The organism is uncultured Bacteroides sp. (assembly GCF_910578895.1).
GTDB lineage: Bacteria > Bacteroidota > Bacteroidia > Bacteroidales > Bacteroidaceae > Bacteroides.
Genome location: NZ_CAJTSC010000010.1, coordinates 1 through 21,097, shown reverse-complemented (window position 1 = coordinate 21,097; position 21,097 = coordinate 1). Strand labels below are relative to the sequence as shown.

The 21,097-nt window shown below is 50.6% G+C and carries 17 protein-coding genes and 1 tRNA gene; 11 read left to right on the top strand and 7 right to left on the bottom strand.

Annotated elements, in window-relative coordinates:
• Positions 1-108: 108 nt before the first annotated feature.
• Positions 109-1,962: a DUF349 domain-containing protein gene (locus tag QZ327_RS04075; protein WP_294617353.1), complete on the top strand. Its 1,854-nt coding sequence runs from the start codon at positions 109-111 to the stop codon at positions 1,960-1,962.
• Between the two features lie 336 nt (positions 1,963-2,298).
• Here the strand turns inward: QZ327_RS04075 and QZ327_RS04070 are convergent.
• A tRNA-Gln gene (locus tag QZ327_RS04070) sits at positions 2,299-2,369 on the bottom strand.
• Between the two features lie 216 nt (positions 2,370-2,585).
• On the opposite strand from QZ327_RS04070, the gene rsfS reads away from it, so the two are divergent.
• From rsfS to QZ327_RS04055, 3 genes are read left to right on the top strand one after another with little or no spacing between them, the layout of a single operon-like run.
• Positions 2,586-2,945 (top strand): ribosome silencing factor, encoded by a 360-nt coding sequence (rsfS, locus tag QZ327_RS04065; RefSeq protein ID WP_294617351.1) that lies wholly within the window; start codon positions 2,586-2,588, stop codon positions 2,943-2,945.
• A gap of 9 nt (positions 2,946-2,954) precedes the next feature.
• Positions 2,955-5,036 (top strand): ATP-dependent zinc metalloprotease FtsH, encoded by a 2,082-nt coding sequence (ftsH, locus tag QZ327_RS04060; protein ID WP_294617349.1) that lies wholly within the window; start codon positions 2,955-2,957, stop codon positions 5,034-5,036.
• A 12-nt stretch (positions 5,037-5,048) separates the two neighbouring features.
• Positions 5,049-5,888 (top strand): phosphatidate cytidylyltransferase, encoded by an 840-nt coding sequence (locus tag QZ327_RS04055; RefSeq protein ID WP_294617347.1) that lies wholly within the window; start codon positions 5,049-5,051, stop codon positions 5,886-5,888.
• Positions 5,889-6,105: 217 nt separating this feature from the next.
• Here the strand turns inward: QZ327_RS04055 and QZ327_RS04050 are convergent, their stop codons facing one another.
• The 3 genes from QZ327_RS04050 to surE all read right to left on the bottom strand — a co-directional run bounded on the left by QZ327_RS04050 (position 6,106) and on the right by surE (position 8,901).
• Positions 6,106-6,849, bottom strand: coding sequence for a NigD-like protein (locus tag QZ327_RS04050; RefSeq protein ID WP_294617345.1), 744 nt, complete (start codon positions 6,847-6,849; stop codon positions 6,106-6,108).
• A gap of 97 nt (positions 6,850-6,946) precedes the next feature.
• Positions 6,947-8,095, bottom strand: coding sequence for a lipid-A-disaccharide synthase (lpxB, locus tag QZ327_RS04045; RefSeq protein WP_294617343.1), 1,149 nt, complete (start codon positions 8,093-8,095; stop codon positions 6,947-6,949).
• 26 nt (positions 8,096-8,121) lie between these two features.
• Positions 8,122-8,901 carry a 5'/3'-nucleotidase SurE gene (gene surE / locus QZ327_RS04040; RefSeq protein ID WP_294617341.1) on the bottom strand — a complete coding sequence of 260 codons (780 nt, stop codon included), beginning with the start codon at positions 8,899-8,901 and terminating at the stop codon, positions 8,122-8,124.
• Positions 8,902-9,556: 655 nt separating this feature from the next.
• Here surE and QZ327_RS04035 point away from each other — a divergent pair.
• Complete coding sequence (locus QZ327_RS04035) at positions 9,557-10,033, top strand: DUF456 domain-containing protein (RefSeq protein WP_294617339.1); 477 nt, start codon at positions 9,557-9,559, stop codon at positions 10,031-10,033.
• A gap of 16 nt (positions 10,034-10,049) precedes the next feature.
• On the opposite strand, the gene QZ327_RS04030 is transcribed toward QZ327_RS04035, so the two are convergent.
• Positions 10,050-10,181, bottom strand: coding sequence for a hypothetical protein (locus QZ327_RS04030; RefSeq protein ID WP_294617338.1), 132 nt, complete (start codon positions 10,179-10,181; stop codon positions 10,050-10,052).
• Positions 10,182-10,316: 135 nt separating this feature from the next.
• Between QZ327_RS04030 and QZ327_RS04025 the strand changes: the two genes are divergently transcribed.
• The 5 genes from QZ327_RS04025 (at position 10,317) to QZ327_RS04005 (ending at position 16,570) form a co-directional block, all read left to right on the top strand.
• Entirely contained in the window at positions 10,317-11,090 is a 774-nt protein-coding gene (locus QZ327_RS04025; protein ID WP_294617336.1) for an AAA family ATPase, read from the top strand.
• 66 nt (positions 11,091-11,156) lie between these two features.
• Positions 11,157-12,044, top strand: a complete 888-nt coding sequence (locus QZ327_RS04020; RefSeq protein WP_294617334.1) for a ParB/RepB/Spo0J family partition protein — start codon at positions 11,157-11,159, stop codon at positions 12,042-12,044.
• Positions 12,045-12,899 (top strand): DUF5683 domain-containing protein, encoded by an 855-nt coding sequence (locus tag QZ327_RS04015; protein ID WP_294617332.1) that lies wholly within the window; start codon positions 12,045-12,047, stop codon positions 12,897-12,899.
• A gap of 24 nt (positions 12,900-12,923) precedes the next feature.
• Entirely contained in the window at positions 12,924-14,243 is a 1,320-nt protein-coding gene (locus tag QZ327_RS04010; protein WP_294617330.1) for a lytic transglycosylase domain-containing protein, read from the top strand.
• A 74-nt stretch (positions 14,244-14,317) separates the two neighbouring features.
• Positions 14,318-16,570, top strand: a complete 2,253-nt coding sequence (locus QZ327_RS04005; protein WP_294617328.1) for a RelA/SpoT family protein — start codon at positions 14,318-14,320, stop codon at positions 16,568-16,570.
• Between the two features lie 5 nt (positions 16,571-16,575).
• Here QZ327_RS04005 and QZ327_RS04000 read toward each other — a convergent pair whose 3' ends face one another.
• Together QZ327_RS04000 and QZ327_RS03995 are read right to left on the bottom strand one after the other, a co-directional pair.
• The gene (locus tag QZ327_RS04000; protein WP_294617327.1) at positions 16,576-16,968 is read right to left on the bottom strand and encodes a MerR family transcriptional regulator; all 393 of its coding nucleotides are present in this window, start codon (positions 16,966-16,968) and stop codon (positions 16,576-16,578) included.
• Between the two features lie 63 nt (positions 16,969-17,031).
• Positions 17,032-18,000: a peptidoglycan DD-metalloendopeptidase family protein gene (locus tag QZ327_RS03995; RefSeq protein WP_294617415.1), complete on the bottom strand. Its 969-nt coding sequence runs from the start codon at positions 17,998-18,000 to the stop codon at positions 17,032-17,034.
• Between the two features lie 234 nt (positions 18,001-18,234).
• Between QZ327_RS03995 and alaS the strand changes: the two genes are divergently transcribed.
• Entirely contained in the window at positions 18,235-20,856 is a 2,622-nt protein-coding gene (alaS, locus tag QZ327_RS03990) for an alanine--tRNA ligase (RefSeq protein WP_294617325.1), read from the top strand.
• Positions 20,857-21,097: the final 241 nt, after the last annotated feature.

The following is a 21,097-nucleotide window of genomic DNA, read 5'->3' as shown; positions in this document are numbered from 1 at the left end:
CGAAAACAAAAAAGAGACAAAAAAAGTATGAAGTAATCATTTTATTTCATTAATTTGTAGCCTAATGTAACCCGAACGGGGTATCCCGTTTATAAAAAGTAAATACAAATGACGGACACTCATGACACTAATCTCCCCGACAAACCGGTGGAATTAGAAGAAGACAAGAGAACAGCAGAGGTTTCCGAACCGGCAGCAACAGAGACTCCTGCTGAGGGAAACTTGACTGAAAAGCCGGCGGAACCGGTCCAAAAGCTTACCAAAGAGGAAATCCTGCATAAACTCAAAGAGATTATGGCAGACGTGGAGAATGTGGCAAAATCGGAGATAGACGGTTTGAAACAGGCTTTCTACAAGCTACACAACTCGGAACAAGAAGCCGCAAGGAAGCAATTTGTTGAAAATGGAGGAACTATTGAAGAGTTTGTTCCACAAGCCGATGCTTTGGAAGATGAATTCAAAAATACCATGTCCGTCATCAAAGAGAAAAGAAGCGCACTCAATGCAGAGCAAGAGAAGCAGAAGGAACTCAACCTGCAAATCAAGCTCTCCATCATCGAGGAGCTGAAAGAACTGGTAGAGTCGCCGGAAGATGCCAACAAGAACTATACGGAGTTCAAGAAATTGCAGCAGCAATGGAACGAGGTGACATTTGTGCCGCAAGCCAAGGTCAACGAGCTGTGGAAGAACTACCAGTTGTACGTTGAAAAATTCTACGACCTCCTGAAGCTGAACAGCGAGTTCCGCGAATATGACTTCAAGAAGAACCTTGAGATAAAGAACCACCTGTGCGAAGCCGCCGAAAAACTGGCAACCGAACCGGATGTGGTTTCCGCCTTCCACCAATTGCAGAAGCTGCACCAGGAGTTCCGCGATACGGGTCCGGTTGCCAAAGAGCTGCGCGAAGAGATATGGACGCGCTTCAAGACAGCCTCCACTGCCGTGAACCGCCGCCACCAGCAACACTTCGAAGCACTGAAAGAGAGCGAGCAACACAATCTCGACCAGAAAACGGTGATTTGCGAAATCATCGAAGCCATCGACTACGGCGAACTCGCCAACTTCACCGCCTGGGAGAACAAGACACAGGAAATCATCGCCCTGCAAAACAAATGGAAAACCATCGGCTTTGCCCCGCAAAAGATGAACGTGAAAATATTCGAACGCTTCCGCAAAGCCTGCGATGATTTCTTCCAGAAGAAAGGCGAGTTCTTCAAGGCGCTGAAAGAGGGCATGAACGAAAACCTGGAAAAGAAACGCGCCTTGTGCGAGAAAGCGGAAGCGCTGAAAGACAGCACCGACTGGAAGGCAACAGCAGAAGCGCTGAGCAAACTCCAGAAAGAGTGGAAAACGGTGGGTCCGGTTGCCAAGAAACATTCGGACGCCGTATGGAAACGATTCATTTCGGCATGCGACTACTTCTTCGAACAGAAGAACAAGGCGACCTCTTCACAACGCTCAGTCGAACAGGAGAACCTGGAAAAGAAGAAAGCCATCATCGAAAAGCTGGCTGCGATTGACGAAGCGATGGAAGTGGAGGAAGCCACCCAGTCGGTTCGCGAACTCATGAAAGAGTGGAACGGCATAGGGCATGTGCCGTTCAAAGAGAAAGACAAGGTATACAAACAATACCACAGCCGGATAGACAAACTGTTTGAACGCTTCAACATCAGCGCTTCCAACAAGAAATTGAGCAACTTCAAATCGTCTATCAGCTCCATCCAGGAAGGTAGCCCGCAAGCGCTTTACCGGGAACGTGAAAAGCTGGCACGCGCCTACGACAATATGAAGAACGAGTTGCAGACATACGAAAACAACCTCGGCTTCCTGACAGCGGCTTCCAAAAAAGGCAACAGCCTGCTGACGGAAATCAACCGCAAAGTGGAAAAGCTGAAAGCTGATATCGAACTCGTGAAAGAAAAGATAAAGGTGGTGGACGAGAACATCAAAAGCCAGGAATAACGATTGACAAGAAAGAGTAAAAAAGAACCCGAAGCCCGGTCACCGCACCGCTGCTTCGGGTTCTTTTTTTATTTTTTTCTTTCCGCCAAGCGTAATGTTCCCGCAAGGTGCTCGCTTCAATGCCAGACTCATGCCTGATGTGTTTTCTTATTCTCGCAATGGAAATAGACTACGCCGACAATGACAATAAGTGCAACTGAAGCAATCATGACAATTACCACCGCTTTGACCACGGAATGCCTGCACCGAAATTTTCGGACATGGCCGGAAAGCAACAAAAAACCTCCCAAAACTCGCGGTTTTAGAAGGTTTTTGACTTAAATCGGCTGTTCTTAGTTGGGCTACCTGGATTCGAACCAGGAATGACAGGACCAGAATCTGTAGTGTTACCATTACACCATAGCCCAATAGAGCATTGCATTTCTGTTTTGCGCTGCAAAGATACAAAGTTTTCCATAATTCAAAACAATTTCGGCTATTTTTTTCCTAAAAATCTGATAAGACACCTCTACAGAAAGAATTATATACCTAAAAAAAAACAAAAAACCAAAGACTTTTCCCCTTTTGCGTGTTTGATATGATAAATCAACGTATATTTGTCACCTGTTTAATAATAATGTGTAATGAACGAAGCAAAGAAACTAATCCAACAAATAACAGAAGGTATTCAAGATAAAAAAGGGAAAAAAATCGTCATAGCAGACCTTACCCAAATAGACGATACAATATGTAACTATTTCGTTATCTGCCAGGGAAACTCTCCAAGCCAAGTAAACGCCATTGTGGACTCCGTAAAAGACTTCACCCGCAAAGGAGCGAACTGCAAGCCCGTTGCCGTAGACGGTTTGCGTAGCGCCGAATGGGTAGCCATGGACTACTCTGACGTACTGGTTCACGTTTTCCTGCCGGAGGCCCGTGAGTTCTATAACCTGGAGCACCTATGGGCAGACGCCAAACTAACTCAAATCCCCGACCTCGATTAATTTAGACTTATGGACAATAATACCAATAAAAAACCTGCTAAAACCAATATGCCCAAGTTCAACCTGAACTGGTTGTATATGATTATAGCCATGATGCTGTTGGGACTGTACCTCGCCAACGAAGACGGCGCCGCCAACAAAAGCATCCCTTACGATGAATTTCAGGAGTATGTGCGCAACGGCTACATAAGCAAGGTGACCGGTTATGACGACAACTCCGTAGAGGCATACGTCAAGCCGCAATACGTGCCCGATGTATTCAAAGCGGACTCCGGCCGCGTAGGCAAGAACCCCTTGATTACAACGGAAGCCCCCTCGCGCGAGAGCCTGGGCGACTTCCTGCAGAAAGAGAAGGACGAGACACGCTTTGACGGCTCCATCAACTACGAAAAGAAGCGCAACTACTTCGGCGCAATCCTCTGGCAGATATTGCCGTTCGCATTCCTTATAGGCTTTTGGATATTCCTGTCCCGCCGCTGGAGCGGTGGCGGCGGCATGGGTGGCGGCAGCGGCATCTTCAACGTAGGCAAATCCAAGGCACAGCTGTTCGAAAAGAACTCTCCGGTGAAAATAACCTTCAAGGATGTGGCAGGGCTTGCAGGAGCCAAACAGGAGGTAGAGGAAATCGTAGAGTTCCTGAAAGAGCCGCAAAAATATACAGACCTGGGCGGCAAGATACCCAAGGGAGCATTGCTCGTAGGTCCTCCGGGAACCGGTAAGACGTTGCTGGCAAAGGCGGTGGCGGGAGAAGCCAACGTACCCTTCTTCTCGCTGGCAGGTTCCGACTTTGTGGAAATGTTTGTCGGCGTAGGCGCTTCCCGCGTCCGCGACCTGTTCCGCCAGGCGAAAGAGAAAGCGCCTTGCATTGTATTCATCGACGAAATCGACGCAGTGGGACGCGCACGTGCCAAAGCCGCCGCTATGGGTGGCAACGACGAACGCGAAAACACCCTGAACCAGCTACTGACCGAAATGGACGGTTTCGGCTCCAACAGCGGTGTCATTATCCTTGCCGCAACCAACCGTGTAGACGTTCTGGATAAAGCATTGCTGCGCGCCGGACGCTTCGACCGCCAGATACACGTGGACTTGCCGGACCTGAACGAACGCAAAGAAGTCTTCGGCGTGCACCTGCGCCCCATCAAGATAGACAATACGGTAGACGTGGAATTATTGGCACGCCAGACCCCGGGCTTCTCCGGAGCCGACATCGCCAATGTCTGCAACGAAGCCGCCCTGATTGCCGCCCGCCACGGGAAGAAGTTCGTAGAAAAACAAGACTTCCTGGATGCGGTGGACCGTATCGTAGGCGGTCTGGAGAAGAAAACCAAAATCACGACGGAAGAGGAGCGCCGCTCCATCGCCATACACGAAGCGGGACATGCCAGTATCTCATGGCTGCTGGAGCATGCCAACCCGCTGATTAAGGTAACAATCGTTCCGCGCGGACGTGCGCTGGGTGCCGCCTGGTATCTGCCCGAAGAGCGCCAGATTACCACCAAAGAGCAGATGCTGGACGAAATGTGCGCCACCTTGGGCGGACGCGCCGCAGAGGATTTGTTTATCGGAAAAATCTCGACCGGCGCGATGAATGACCTTGAACGTGTCACCAAGCAGGCATACGGCATGATTGCCTACTTGGGCATGAGCGACAAACTGCCGAACCTCTGCTATTACAACAACGACGAATACTCCTTCAACCGTCCGTACAGCGAGAAAACCGCCGAACTGATTGACGAGGAAGTGAAGCGCATGATAAACGAGCAGTACGAACGTGCCAAGCAGATACTCTCCGACAACAAGGACAACCACAACAAACTGGCACAACTGCTGATAGACAAGGAAGTGATTTTTGCGGAAGATGTGGAAGAGATTTTCGGCAAACGCCCGTGGGCTTCCCGTTCCGAAGAAATCATCAGCGCCGGCAAAATCTCCAATGAGCTGAAAGAGGCCGAAGAAAAAGAAGCCGTCAAGGCACAGGAGGCGGAAAAAGAGGTGAAAGAAGAAGGGGAGCATAACACGGAAGTTGCCAAAGACACTGTATCGACCAATAACGCGGAAGCTTCCGATACAACCGAATCCAATCATTAAAACGAAAAGACCTTGAAGAATAATTTCATACAACGTGCTATCACAGGTGCACTATTTGTAGCCGTACTGGTGGGCTGTATTCTTTACAGCCCCCTCTCATTCGGCATCCTGTTCACCATCATCGGCGCATTGAGCGTGCATGAATTCGCCCACCTGGTAAACAAGGGCGGCGAGGTCGGCATCAACAAAACCATTACCGCTTTGGGCGGAGCCTACCTGTTCCTTGCACTCATGGGCTTTTGCACATCCGCCATCGATGCGCGCGTGTTTCTCCCCTACTTGGGGCTGTTACTCTATCTGATGATTACGGAGCTGTATCTGAAAAAGGCAAACCCCATCGGCAACTGGGCATACACCATGCTGAGCCAGTTGTACGTGGCACTGCCTTTCGCGCTGCTGAATGTGCTTGCCTTCCAGAACTCGCCGGAGACAAGCAGTGTGTCCTACAACCCCATCCTGCCGCTTTCCATCTTCGTATTTATCTGGCTGAGCGATACGGGTGCCTATTGCGTAGGCTCTTTGATAGGCAAGCACCGCCTGTTCGAGCGGATTTCCCCCAAGAAATCCTGGGAAGGCAGCATAGGCGGAGCGGTATTCTCCATTGCATCGTCCTTTGCATTCGCCCGTTTCTTCCCGTTCATAACGACGTGGCAATGGGCGGGACTGGCAGTCGTCGTAGTCATCTTCGGCACTTGGGGCGACCTGACCGAATCGCTGATGAAGCGCCAACTGGGCATTAAAGACTCCGGCAATATCCTTCCGGGACATGGCGGGATGCTGGACCGTTTCGACAGTGCGCTAATGGCAATTCCCGCAGCAGTGGTCTATCTGTATGCCGTGACGATGATTTGACAAGGAAACATTGAACAAACCCATATATCAGAACATTGTTTAAACGCGAATGACGCGGACAACGCAGATTTTTCTTCATCCAATCCGTGTTGTCCGCGTCAGTCGCGTATAAAGAGGGGCATTCCGTAAATGTTCCTCTTTCTCATAAACCGGGATATTCCGACGGGGCTATTCCATCTTGATACAGCCTCTTTTATGCATACGGCATAGCGACCCTTTACTTCAACTGCATCTTCGACAGGTCAAGTTCCTGCATATTCTTGTCACTATCATCGGACACCACAAGGTCGAACGTCAATTCCACCTCACCGTTCACTTCCGAATTAATCTTCAGCTTGATGCCTTTCGTTTCGTCCGTCACGTCAAGGCTGTTCAGATTGTAGGACACCGCGCCGAAGCTGTGCCGCCCCGTCAAATCATCATAGGCATTGTAACGGAGTTCCAGATGTATGTAACCGTCTTCCCCGTACAGTTCCGCATCATCCTGCGGGCGCACAAGGCTGATGCGATGCTTCGTCTTGGCAGGCAGGTCCTGCAGGAAAATGACATTCATATATCCGCCGCTGATGCCGATGTCCCCTTTAAAAATCGAAACAGGGTCGTCGCCAAACTCCTCCTCGGTCTCGGGGGTCAGTGTCTCCACCTCTTTGGTCAGCACCTCTTGCAGGCGCAGCAGTTTCACGGCATGGTCGTAACCCTGAAAGCCATCGGACAAAGGATTGAACACAGTAATCACACGCTGCCCGTCGACCGGTTCGTACCACCCCAAATCCGTATTCACAGGCCAAAGCGTCCCCCAAACATCACAGTCCAGATAAAAGGCGTTTCCGGTGACGCGCACCGTAGCCCACAGCGGCGGAGTGAAATCACCCACCGAATACCCGTCTTTATCATCACAAGATTGCAGCAAAGGCACCACTGCCAAACATACCGCCATAAATAACCAATGTAGCTTTTTCATACTTAAAGTTCTTTCGTTTGTTTCTGTATAGAAAATACAAAAGCCGGGCATTTACTGCACCGGCCTTATCGCTTTTAACAAGAAATTAAATATCATCCTACTTTTTAAAACGCTCTTTAAGCAAAGCTACCATCTTGCGTGCCGCACACGCAGGCGCTCCCGGCTCGCCCAGGCGGGATGCCATGTATTCGTAGCCGTCGAGCATCTGCCGGCGGTATGCCTCATCATGCAGGATGCGTTGAAGCTCCGCCCGTATCCGCTCCACCGTCATGGTGTCGGCAACCAGCTCCTTCACGACTTCGCGATCGGCAATCAGGTTGACCAACGAGATGTACTTCACCTTCAGCACATGCCGCTTCAGGAAAGCGATGACCTTTCCTATCGGCGTATGATAGCACACCGCCTGCGGCACCCGGAAGAGTGCCGTCTCCAGCGTTGCAGTGCCCGAAGTAACCAGCGCCGCATCCGCATGCCTGAGCAAGGAGAAAGTACGGTTGAAGATTATCTTCACATCCGAACCGCCCAGATACCCCTCGTAATACTCCGGAGCAATGCCCGGCGCCCCCGCGAGCACCAGCTGGTAATCGGGGAATGCAGCAGCCGCCCGAATCATGTCCGGCAAATTGTCCTTGATTTCCTGCTTGCGGCTGCCCGCCAACAGGGCGATGACAGGCTTTGCGGAAAGCCCGTTAGCCTGCCGGAACTCATCCCACGTTTCCGAACAGGCAGCCTGAAATGCGCTAACCTCGTCCATCGTAGGATTACCCACATAATGTATGGGATAACGGTGCTTGCCCTCAAAGAACTCCACTTCAAACGGAAGGATGGAAAACAACTCGTCCACATCCCGCTTGATATTCTTGATGCGATACTCCTTCCACGCCCATATCTTGGGAGAGATATAATAATACACCGGGATTTGCGTACGGGCATGGACAAACCGGGCTATATTCAGATTGAATCCCGGATAGTCCACCAGGATAAGCACATCGGGTTTCCAGCCTGCAATGTCTTCCTTGCACCGCTTCATATTAGCAAAAATAGTGCGCAGATGCAACAACACAGGCACAAAACCCATGTATGCCAGTTCTTTATAATGCTTCACCAACGTCCCGCCTACAGCCGCCATCAGGTCGCCGCCGAAGAAGCGGAACTCCGCTTGCGGGTCTTCCGCCTTCAAGGCGCTCATCAGGTGCGATGCGTGCAGGTCGCCGGATGCCTCGCCGACAATCAGATAATACTTCATATTTATTGGGAATTGGGAATTGAGAATTAGGAATTAGGAATTGGGAACCAAGTCTTTAATTCATCTATCAGGCCATACGCGGTGACATCTACCGTGGTCGGGGTAATTGCCACATAGCCATCGTCAAGCGCCCGGCGGTCGCTCTTTTCATTCCCTTCCTCCGATGCTTCAAACTCTCCGGTCAGCCAGTAATAATGCGCACCACCTCTGTGGGCAAAGTTCTCCCACTCGTTGACCCACTGCCCTTTTGCCTGTTCGCAGATTTTCACCCCTTTCAGCTCTTTCGTATCGGGGAAGTTGACATTCAGGCAAGTGAGTGGCGGCAACCCTTTCTCCAACACCCGGCGGGCTATCTCGCGGATATAGCCGCCTGCCGGTTCGAAGTCCGCATCCGGCTCGTGGCTGCACAACGAAAAGCCGATAGCGGGGACACCCTTCAGGCAACCCTCGATGACGACACCCATCGTGCCGGAATAGTGCACATTGACAGAAGAGTTGTCGCCATGATTGATGCCGCCCACCACGAGGTCGGGCTTGCGGTCGAGCACCGTATGAAAAGCCAGTTTGATGCAGTCGGCAGGCGTGCCCGAACATTTGTAGACCGTCAGCCCCACATCCTTGCGCACCAGCTGATAGCGGATAGGCTCTGTCACGGTCAGCGCGCATGCACTGCCCGAGCGTGGCGCATCGGGCGCCATGACCACTATCTCGCCCAGCGGACGGAGAAACTTGATTAACTCGCCGATTCCTTTCGCAACGACACCGTCGTCGTTGGAAATCAATATTAAAGGTCTCTGATATTCCATGCTTCTTAAATTTGCTACAAATTTAGCAAAAGAGAACCATATATCAGTGCGGGGCATGGATAATATTTGGCAGAGGTCACGGCTCTTTCATTTACAGGAGCCGGAGGAGTTACCCCCTTCTTCCTCTGACTCCTGATAAATCCCGTAAATGAAAACCCCGTAACTGCCAGCTTCTTTTTCCCCAGATGTTCCCAGTTAATTGGGAACGTAGTTCCAATTCGGTGGGAATGCGTTTCCAGTTAACTGGGAATAGAGTTCCACCATGCAGAAAACGGTTGGCACTCGTATATCGCTGATAATAAGCATCCGGCGGGAATATTTCGCCGGGCTGTTCTTATCCGTTTGTTCTTCATCGCTCCGTTTCCGTTGATCCGTTTCCGTTAGTCCGCTTCCGCCTGTCTGTTTGCACCTGTCTGTTTGCGCGGTCTCTCCGGTCGTGTTCCCTGGGGCAACTGCCGGCTTTTAACTCCTCTCCCGAAGGGAGATAACTCCTAATCCCCCCTTTAACTCCTGCAAATGAAAAAGCTGTACCCCCGCTTCAGGACACTGGGTTTTGCCATTTGCAGAAAAAGCATTATATTGCACCCGGATAGGGCTTTCACCGGAAGTGAAACGCCACGAAGAAAATCGTTTTGAAACCATATTCCCCAAAGATATGCCAGACTTCATTCTTATTATAATGGGCATCCTTTGCCTGATAGCCGGACTGATAGGCTGTTTCCTGCCCGTGATGCCCGGACCGCCCGTAGCCTATGCAGGCTTATTGCTGCTGCATCTTACCGACAAGGTGCAATATTCCGGCACCGAATTGTTGCTGTGGCTGCTGGTTGTCGTCATCGTGCAAGTGCTCGACTATTTCGTCCCCATGCTGGGCAGCAAGTACATCGGCGGCACCCGCTGGGGAACGCGCGGATGCTTCGTAGGAACCGTCATCGGGCTGTTCTTCATGCCGTGGGGCATCATCCTCGGTCCTTTCCTCGGCGCATTCATCGGCGAACTCATGGGCGGCGGAGAGACCCGCCGGGCACTGAAGTCCGGATTGGGCTCGCTGCTGGGTTTCCTGTTCGGCACGGTGCTGAAATGCAGCCTGTGCGGATACTTCATATGGAAGTTCGTATCGGCGCTGTTGTGACGGGAACACAACCGTTTTACAAATCCGCCACAATCACTTTATAAATCTTAATCTTACGCAAGGTGACATAAAAAAACCGCTTCATTTCAAGATAAATACGTATATTTGCCAGCCGATACGGAGAAAGGATACCTTGGCGTATCTTCATGGCAAAAGCCGGAATAAACGCCCGGGAGTTATTAACAAAACAGGCGACTTTTCAACCGTTTTTGCAATCTTTCTCTTTTTTAGTAGGTGCTATTCGGAATTATCACTTATTTCGCTGCCAATAAACACTGAAATTATGGGAAAAATAATTGCTTTGGCCAATCAAAAAGGTGGTGTAGGAAAAACGACAACAACCATAAACCTCGCGGCTTCTCTTGCCACACTCGAAAAGAGAGTGCTCGTTGTAGACGCAGACCCGCAGGCAAATGCCTCGTCGGGGCTGGGCGTGGACATCAAGCAGGCGGATTGTACTATCTATGAATGTATTATAGACCGCACTGACGTACGCGATGCCATTCATGACACCGAGATTGACACGCTGAAAGTAATCTCTTCCCATATCAACCTGGTAGGCGCCGAGATAGAGATGCTCAACCTGAAAAACAGGGAAAAAATACTGAAAGAAGTGCTTGCTCCGCTCAAGGAGGAGTTTGACTATATCTTGATAGACTGCTCGCCGTCATTGGGACTGATTACAATCAACGCGCTGACGGCGGCCGACTCGGTCATCATCCCCGTACAGGCGGAATATTTCGCGCTGGAGGGTATCAGCAAACTGCTGAACACCATCAAAATCATCAAGTCCAAGCTGAACCCCGCACTCGAAATCGAGGGTTTCCTGCTGACGATGTATGATTCGCGCCTGCGGCAGGCGAACCAGATATACGACGAGGTGAAACGCCACTTCCAGGAACTGGTGTTCAGCACCGTTATCCAGCGCAACGTGAAACTGAGCGAGGCACCCAGCTACGGGCTTCCCACCATCCTGTATGATGCCGACTCCACCGGTGCCAAGAACCACATCGCGCTTGCCAAAGAGGTAATCGGGCGCAACGAAAAGAGAGGATAAGGATTGCCCCGCATGGCAAAATCATAAACCTACAACATAGTAAACCGTAAAATAGTCAACAAACAGATGGTACAGAAAAGAAATGCATTAGGACGTGGGCTGGACGCCCTGCTCTCTATGGACGAGGTGCAGACCGAAGGCTCTTCCTCTATCAATGAAATAGAATTGTCGAAGATTGCCGTCAACCCCAATCAGCCCCGCCGCGAGTTCGACCGGACAGCGCTGCAGGAGCTTGCCGATTCTATTGCAGAGATTGGTATCATCCAGCCTGTCACCCTGCGTAAGCTGTCCGACGACGAATACCAGATTATTGCCGGCGAACGCCGCTTCCGCGCCTCGCAGATGGCGGGACTGACAAGCATCCCCGCCTACATCCGCACTGCCGATGACGAGAATGTGATGGAAATGGCTCTCATCGAAAACATACAACGCGAAGACCTGAATTCCGTGGAAATAGCCCTTGCCTACCAGCACCTGCTGGAACAATACGGACTGACTCAGGAACGTCTCAGCGAACGCATCGGGAAGAAACGTACCACCATTGCCAACTACCTGCGCCTGCTCAAGCTGCCCGCCCCCATCCAGATGGGGTTGCAAAACAAGCAGATAGACATGGGGCATGCCCGCGCATTGGTTACGCTGGGCGACCCCAAACTGCAAGTGAAGGTTTTCGAGGAGATACTGGAGCAGGGATATTCCGTACGCAAAGTGGAGGAAATCGTGAAATCCCTGAGCGAAGGGGAAACCGTGAAAAGCGGCGGTCGCAAGATTGCCCCCAAACGCGCCAAACTGCCCGAGGAGTTCAATATGCTGAAGCAACAGCTTTCCGGTTTCTTCAACACCAAAGTGCAGTTGACGTGTTCCGAAAAAGGAAAAGGAAAAATCAGTATACCGTTCAGTAACGAAGAAGAGTTGGAACGTATCATCGGTATCCTTGATACGCTGAAAAAATAAATGGCAAAGAACAGAAGAATATATCCAATCAGTATCGCCCTGCTGTTTTGCTTTATGCAGGCGGCAGGGATTGCTATGTATGGGCAGAACCGCCCGCGTGCCGCCACCAAAAGAACACACAGGCTGCAGGCGGACTCACTCGGCGCCATACGCCAGGCTGTCCGTACACAGCCCGACAGCACGGGACGGAAGGCTACGGAAGCGCTTATATTGCCGCAAGCCGTTGCCGCGGCAGACAGTGCCGCCATTGCGGACAGCATTGCGGCGGAGAACAAGAGAAAGTTATTGGAAATGACCTCCGCGCCTGACTTGGACGGGGCGGAAGTGCCGGCAGACACCCTCAAAAGAGAGATTTCCCCCAATGTATGGATTCCTAACCCCACGAAGGCAACCTGGCTGGCGCTCGTCATTCCCGGCGGCGGGCAAATCTACAACCGGAAGTATTGGAAACTGCCCATATTCTACGGCGGCTTTGCCGGATGCGCATACGCCTTGACCTGGAACGGCAAGATGTATAAGGACTACTCCACCGCATACAAGGACGCCATGAACGGCAATATGCAATCCAGCAGCATCACCGACCTGCTACCGCCCGGATACACGATTTCCGAGACCCAACTGAAAGAACTGCTACGCAAGCGGAAAGACACCTATCGCAGGTACAGGGATTTGAGCATCTTTGCTTTCATCGGGGTATATCTGCTGTCTGTTGTCGACGCGTATGTGGATGCCGAGTTGTCTAATTTCGACATCACCCCCGACCTCAGCATGAGAGTGGAGCCGACCGTTATCGACAGCCGGACAAGCAACTCGTCACGCCGTTCGGTAGGGGTGCAATGCAGTTTCCGATTTTAAGAACCGATTAAACCGATTTTACCCATGACAAAAAAACTTACGTATATGAAAAAGATAATCATAGGTACCTCACTGTTGTCCGGCATATTGCTTGCAGCTCCGCAAGCGCATGCCCAGGAGAGCGTAGATGTCATCATCCGCAATAACGGGACAGAACGCCGAGAAGTCATCGACCTGCCCAAGAGCATGACCTACCCTGTAGACAGCCTGCTCAACGACTGGAAAGCCAGGAACTATATAGACTTAGGCAAGGATTGCAGCACCTCTACCGTCAATCCGGAATTCAGCGACTCGGTGTATATCGACCGGCTTTCACGCATACCCGCCGTCATGGAGATGCCCTACAACGAAATTGTGCGCAAATTCATCGACATGTATGCCGGACGTCTTCGCAACCAGGTGGCTTTCATGCTGAGCGCCTGCAACTTCTACATGCCCATATTTGAAGAAGCCCTCGACACATACGGGCTGCCGCTGGAGTTGAAGTACCTGCCCATTATCGAGTCGGCGCTCAATCCTTCGGCAGTGTCGCGCGCAGGGGCATCCGGATTATGGCAGTTCATGCTGAAGACAGGCAAGATATACGGGTTGGAGAGCAACAGCCTTGTGGACGAGCGCCGCGATCCCATCAAAGCGACCTGGGCCGCCGCACGTTACCTGAAAGACATGTATGCCATCTACCAGGACTGGAACCTGGTGATTGCCGCCTACAATTGCGGTCCCGGAACAGTCAACAAGGCAATCCGCCGCGCAGGCGGCAAAACGGACTATTGGGAAATATACAACTATCTGCCCAAAGAGACGCGGGGATACGTTCCTGCCTTTATAGCCGCCAACTACGTAATGACCTATTACTGCAAGCACAACATCTGCCCGATGGAGACCAACATCCCGGATGCCACGGACACCATACAGGTGAACCGCAACCTGCACTTCGAGCAAATCGCAGATGTTTGCGGCATCGGCATGGACGAAATCAAGAGCCTGAACCCCCAATACAAGAAGAGTATCATTCCGGGAGACAGCAAACCCCAGACTCTCCGTCTGCCGATAAAACACATCAGCGCTTTTATCGACAACCAGGACACGATTTATGCCCATCGCAGTGCAGAGCTGTTTAAAAACCGCAAAACCGTATCTGTGGCGGATACCCGCAGCGTGGCGCGCACCGGCAAAGGGAAAAGCGCTCCGCAAGGCAACGTCACCTACCATAAAATACGCAACGGCGAGACCTTATCGATCATCGCCCGCAAATATGGCGTCACCGTCAGCCAGATACAAAGTTGGAACGGGATGAGAAATACAAAAATCAATGCGGGAAAGAGCCTGAAGATTTACAAATAAGAACACAAATACTTGTACGGTGTTGAAAATTGCTTATTTTTGCAAAAAGTGAAGAAAAAAGGAGAACAGTGCATATGGAAGACAATGTAAGCCAGAAGGAGAAAGAAAAAGCCGAAGAAGAAATGATCGAACAGGCATTCCAGGAACTGTTGAACGACTATTTGGCAACCAAGCACCGCAAGCGTGTCGAAATAATCACCAAAGCCTTCAATTTTGCCAATCAGGCACATAAAGGCATCAAACGCCGTTCGGGCGAACCATACATCATGCACCCTATCGCCGTTGCGAAGATTGTGTGCAATGAAATCGGCTTAGGCTCCACTTCCATCTGTTCCGCCCTGTTGCACGACGTGGTGGAAGATACCGACTACACTGTCGAGGATATTGAAAACATCTTCGGTCCTAAAATCGCCCAAATCGTCGACGGGCTGACTAAAATCTCGGGCGGCATCTTCGGCGACCGCGCCTCGGCACAGGCGGAGAATTTCAAGAAACTGCTGCTTACCATGTCCGACGACATCCGCGTTATCCTCATAAAGATAGCGGACCGGCTGCACAATATGCGCACACTTGGCTCCATGCTGCCCAACAAGCAGTACAAGATAGCCGGCGAGACACTGTATATCTATGCACCGCTTGCCAACCGCTTAGGGCTGTACAAGATAAAGACGGAACTGGAAAACCTGAGTTTCCGGTACGAGCATCCGGAAGAATACCGTGAAATAGAGGGAAAACTTGCGGCAACGGCAACAGAACGCGACAGGCTTTTCAAAGAGTTCACCGCTCCGATACGCGCCCAACTGGATAAGATGGGATTGAAATACCGCATTCTCGCCCGCATCAAATCCATCTATTCCATCTGGAACAAGATGCAGACCAAGCATGTGCCGTTCGAGGAAATCTACGACCTGCTGGCCGTACGTATCATCTTCGAGCCCCGCAATATGGAGGAAGAGCTGAACGACTGCTTCGACATATACGTATCCGTATCCAAGATATACAAACCGCATCCCGACCGCCTGCGCGACTGGGTGAGCCATCCGAAAGCCAACGGTTATCAGGCACTGCACGTCACCCTCATGGGCAACAACGGGCAATGGATTGAAGTCCAAATCCGCAGCGAGCGCATGAACGACGTTGCCGAACAAGGATTTGCCGCCCATTGGAAATACAAAGAAGGCGGCGGCAGCGAAGATGAAGGCGAGCTGGACAAATGGCTGCGTACCATCAAGGAAATACTCGACGACCCCCAGCCGGATGCCATTGATTTTCTGGATACTATCAAACTGAACCTGTTTGCTTCGGAAATCTTTGTGTTTACCCCGAAAGGCGAAATCAAAACCATGCCGCAAAACGCTACGGCACTGGACTTCGCCTTTTCACTGCACACAGACATCGGCAGCCACTGCATCGGCGCCAAGGTCAATCACAAACTCGTCCCTCTCAGCCATAAGCTGCAGAGCGGCGACCAGGTGGAAATCCTGACATCCAAGTCGCAGCGCGTGCAACCGGAATGGGGAACATACGCCACCACCGCCCGCGCCCGCGCCAAGATTGCGTCCATCTTGCGCAAGGAAGCAAAGGCGAACCAAAAAGAAGGTGAAATAATCCTTGCCGACTTCTTCAAGAATGAAGACATCCGCATGGATGACGGAGCGCTGGACAAGCTTACCCGCCTGCACAACTTCCACACCCGCGACGAGTTGTTCGTTGCCGTGGGTAGCAAGAAACTTGTATTGGGCGATGCAGACAGAAATGCCTTCAAAGAGAAACAGGCTACGAACTGGAAGAAATTCCTTACCTTCTCCTTCGGCAACAAAGACAACAAAGAACAACAGCCCGAAGAGAAAGCCCCGCAAGAGAAAATCAATACCAAACAGATATTGAAACTTACGGAAGAGGCTATCCAGAAGAACTACATCATGGCGGATTGCTGCCACCCCATCCCCGGCGATGACGTGCTGGGATATATAGACGAGCAGAACCGGATAATCATCCACAAGCGCCAATGTCCGGTAGCCGCACGTCTCAAGAGCAGCTACGGCAACCGCATCATCGCAACGGAATGGGACACCCACAAGGAGTTGTCGTTCCTTGTGACAATCTACCTGAAAGGTATCGACTGCATGGGACTGCTGAACGAAGTGACACAGGTCATTTCCCGCCAGCTGAACGTGAATATCCGTAAGTTGACAATTGAAACAACCGATGGTATTTTTGAAGGGAAGATACAGCTCTACGTACACGATGTGGACGATGTACGCTGCATCTGCAACAATTTAAAACAGATACAGAACATCAAGCGGGTGACGAGAGTCGAGGAGTGATTCCGTCAGGACCTCTCTTTGACAAGGTTCTCTTTCAACGCCTCTACATCCTTGTACGTAAAAGCGTCGAGCGCCTCTTTCATGCCGACAAGTTCTTCACGGATACTTTTCAGCCGCTCTACGATTTCAAAATTCCGGAGCGTATTTTCCTTATTGTCTTTCATGCGCTGGCGTGCGCCGGGCAGTGTCATTCCGCGCTCCTTGACGAGGTGATAAATCAACTTCACCGTCTCAATGTCTTCCTTACGGTATTGGCGTATCCCCCTCCCCCCTTTCTTGGGGTTAAGTTGCGGAAATTCCTTCTCCCAAAAGCGAAGCAGCGATTCGTTGACGTCAAACATCCCGGCAACCTCGCTAATGGAGTAATACAGTTTCAGTTCTTTATCGGTGTTCAGCATAGAATACTCTTTTGAAATACAAATAATAGTGGAAGGGAAGATAACAGGTGCTGTTATTGTATATCAATCCAGCACCTTCCCATGATTAGCCGCCAACTGTATCATGCGGTCGTAGTCCTCGGCACTGAGGTCCATAAAGTAATAATTGACGGGATTCACTACCTGCCCCTTTACGTGTACTTCATAATGCAAGTGCGGACCTGTACTTTTTCCCGTACTCCCTACGCCGCCAATCACTTCGCCACGCACCACCTTCTTGCCCGGCTTCGTACGGAAATCGCGTAAGTGGGCATACCACGTCTGATAGCCGAAGCCGTGATCGACAATAATGATATTGCCATAGCCTGTTTCCCACCCCATTTTAACCACTGTGCCGTCGCCGGTGGCATACACATCCGTTCCGGGATGCGCCGAGAAGTCCATGCCGGCATGAAACTTGGGAGTTCCGTAAATAGGGTCTATACGTGTTCCGTAGCCGGAAGCGGTCTGGCGTAAGTCTTTATTGGAAATCGGTTGGATGGCAGGTATACAACGTAACATTTCATCATGACTCTTACACATCTCCACCACATCATCGAACGAGCGGGACTGGATATAAAGCTGCTTCGTAAGCATGTCCATCTTTTGCGTGGTGTTCACCACCAAATCGGAATTTGCCATATCCATCAGGTGTTCGTAACGGTTGGTGCCGCCATAGCCCGCCTTGCGAATGGCGGACGGAACGGGGTCTGCCTGGAAAATTACGCGATACAGGTTGTCATCGCGCTGCTGCACATCCTGCAATACTCCCAAAGCCTCATCCATCCTGCGCGAAAGGACGTTATACTGCGCTTGGAGCCGGCTGTTTTCTTTCCGCAACTCTTTTTCGGACGGCGAACCGAAAACCAGCAACAATATGATAAAGCTGCCTGCCCCCAGCCCCATGCCAAAAAACAAGCGGCGCAATATGCCCAACGCCCGTTGCCGCATGGTAGGATAAATTCGGTCATAAGTCTGTGTCCGCTGATTATAAATGTAGTAAACTTTGCGCATCGGAAGTAAATATTTCATTATCAATGCGGCAAAAATACGAAAAACAAGCTATCTTTGCACAGTTTTTTCAAGAATTATAAGATTTACAGGAGTTATGATGTCAGATTTATGATTTATAAGAACGGAGAATGACGGACAATACATCTGTCGTACAGAGAACTTTATTCCCCAAGCAATCATAAACCTGAAATCATGAATCCGGGATTTGAAATCTGAAATCAAAAATAGAAATATATGTTGACTGCAAACGAAATCAGAGATTCATTCAAGAGTTTCTTCGAAAGTAAAGGTCACCAGATTGTGCCTTCGGCTCCTATGGTGATTAAGGACGACCCCACGCTGATGTTTACCAACGCGGGTATGAACCAGTTTAAAGATATCATTTTGGGTAATCACCCAGCAAAATATAAAAGAGTGGCAGACTCGCAGAAATGCCTTCGCGTCAGCGGAAAGCACAATGACCTGGAAGAAGTGGGCCACGACACCTATCACCACACGATGTTCGAGATGTTGGGCAACTGGTCGTTTGGCGACTACTTCAAGAAAGAAGCCATCTCCTGGGCATGGGAATATCTGGTAGATGTACTGAAACTGGACCCGAAAGACCTCTATGCAACCGTATTCGAAGGCAGCTCCGAAGAGGGTTTGGAACGTGACAACGAAGCCGCTTCCTACTGGGAACAGTTCCTGCCGAAAGACCATATCCTGAACGGAAACAAACACGACAACTTCTGGGAAATGGGTGATACGGGACCGTGTGGACCGTGCTCCGAAATACACGTGGATTCGCGTTCGGAAGAAGAAAAAGCCAAAGTGCCCGGTTCGCAGTTGGTGAACAAAGACCACCCGCAGGTGATTGAAATCTGGAACCTCGTATTCATGCAATTCAACCGCAAGGCAGACGGCAGCCTTGAAGGGCTTCCTGCCAAAGTAATTGATACAGGCATGGGATTTGAGCGTCTGGTACGCACACTGCAAGGCAAGACTTCCAACTATGACACCGATGTATTCCAACCGATACTGAAAGCCATCGGCGACATGACAGGGGCTACGTACGGACAAAACGAGCAACAGGATATCGCCATGCGCGTCATTGCCGACCACATCCGCACGATTGCCTTTTCCATCACCGACGGCCAGCTGCCGAGCAATGCCAAAGCCGGTTACGTAATCCGCCGTATCCTCCGCCGTGCAGTGCGCTACGGTTACACGTTCCTCGGACAGAAGCAGGCATTCATGTACAAGTTGTTGCCCGTACTGATTGAAAACATGGGCGGTGCATATCCCGAACTGAACGCACAGAAAGAGCTGATAGCCAAAGTAATCAAAGAAGAAGAAGATTCTTTCCTTCGTACGCTGGAAACAGGTATACGCTTATTGGACAAGACAATGGCAGATGCCAAAGCAGCCGGCAAGACCGAAATCAGCGGCAAAGATGCCTTTACGCTTTACGATACCTTCGGCTTCCCGCTCGACCTCACGGAACTTATCCTCCGCGAAAACGGCATGACAGCCGACATCAAGGAGTTTGATGCCGAAATGCAACAACAGAAACAACGTGCACGCAACGCTGCCGCCGTTGAAACCGGAGACTGGGTTGTGCTGCAAGAAGGTACTACCGAATTTGTAGGTTACGACTACACAGAATACGAAACCTCCATCCTGCGCTATCGCCAGATAAAGCAGAAGAACCAGACATTGTATCAGATTGTACTGGACAAAACCCCGTTCTATGCCGAAAGCGGCGGCCAAGTAGGTGACACCGGTGTACTGGTGAATGAATTTGAAACGATTGAAGTTGTTGATACAAAGAAAGAAAACAACCTTCCTATCCATATCACCAAAAAGCTTCCCGCACATCCGGAAGCTCCACTCATGGCTTGTGTAGACACAGATAAACGTGCCGCTTGTGCCGCCAACCACTCCGCCACTCACTTGCTGGATGCAGCCTTGCGCGAAGTATTGGGCGACCATGTGGAACAGAAAGGTTCTTTGGTCGGTCCGGATTCCTTACGTTTCGACTTCTCTCACTTCCAGAAAGTGACGGACGAGCAAATCCGCCAGGTAGAACACATCGTAAACGCTAAGATACGTGCCAATATTCCTCTGCAGGAATACCGTAACATTCCTATCGAAGAAGCCAAGGAACTGGGTGCCATCGCCTTGTTCGGCGAAAAGTACGGCGACCACGTACGTGTTATCCAGTTCGGTTCGTCCATTGAGTTCTGTGGTGGTACGCATGTAGCCGCTACCGGAAACATCGGAATGATAAAGATTGTATCCGAAAGTTCCGTTGCTGCCGGTGTCCGCCGTATCGAAGCCTATACCGGAGCACGCGTAGAAGCAATGCTCGATGCGTTCCAAGATACAATGCGCGATTTGAAGGCGCTCTTCAACAACGCTCCCGATTTGCTCGGTGCCATCCGTAAGTATATCGAAGAAAACGCCGGTTTGAAGAAACAAGTGGAAGACTTCATGAAAGAGAAGGAAGCACGGTTGAAAGAGAAACTTTTGCAGAGCGTTCAGGATGTGAACGGCGTGAAAGTCATCAAACTGTGTGCAGCCATGATACCTGCCGAAGCGGTTAAGAATATCGCTTTCCAACTGCGCGGGGAAATCACAGAGAACCTCTTCTTCGTTGCAGGAACTGTATTCGAAGGGAAACCGATGCTGACAGTGATGCTGAGCGACAATCTGGTAGCCGATGGTCTGAAAGCCGGCAACCTCGTGAAAGAAGCTGCCAACCTGATACAAGGCGGCGGCGGCGGTCAGCCCCACTTTGCCACAGCGGGCGGTAAGAACCCCGACGGGCTGAATGCGGCAGTGGAAAAAGTGATAGAGTTGGCTGCGCTCTAAGCGGAGAGTCCGGACTAACAATAAGAAGCATGTGTCAATACTAAAACCATAACCGATTTTAGTATTGGCACACTTTTTTTGCCCATCCGAACAAAATCCCCCTCTATCTGATTCAAAAAAGGAAACGCTACGATTTATAGCCTGTTTAAATTTTCTTCAAAAAAGTTTTTCTCCAGCTTCTTCCCAAGTTTCTTTCCGGTCTGTTTTCCTCTTTTTATTCGTCACATAGCCCGCTATGCTT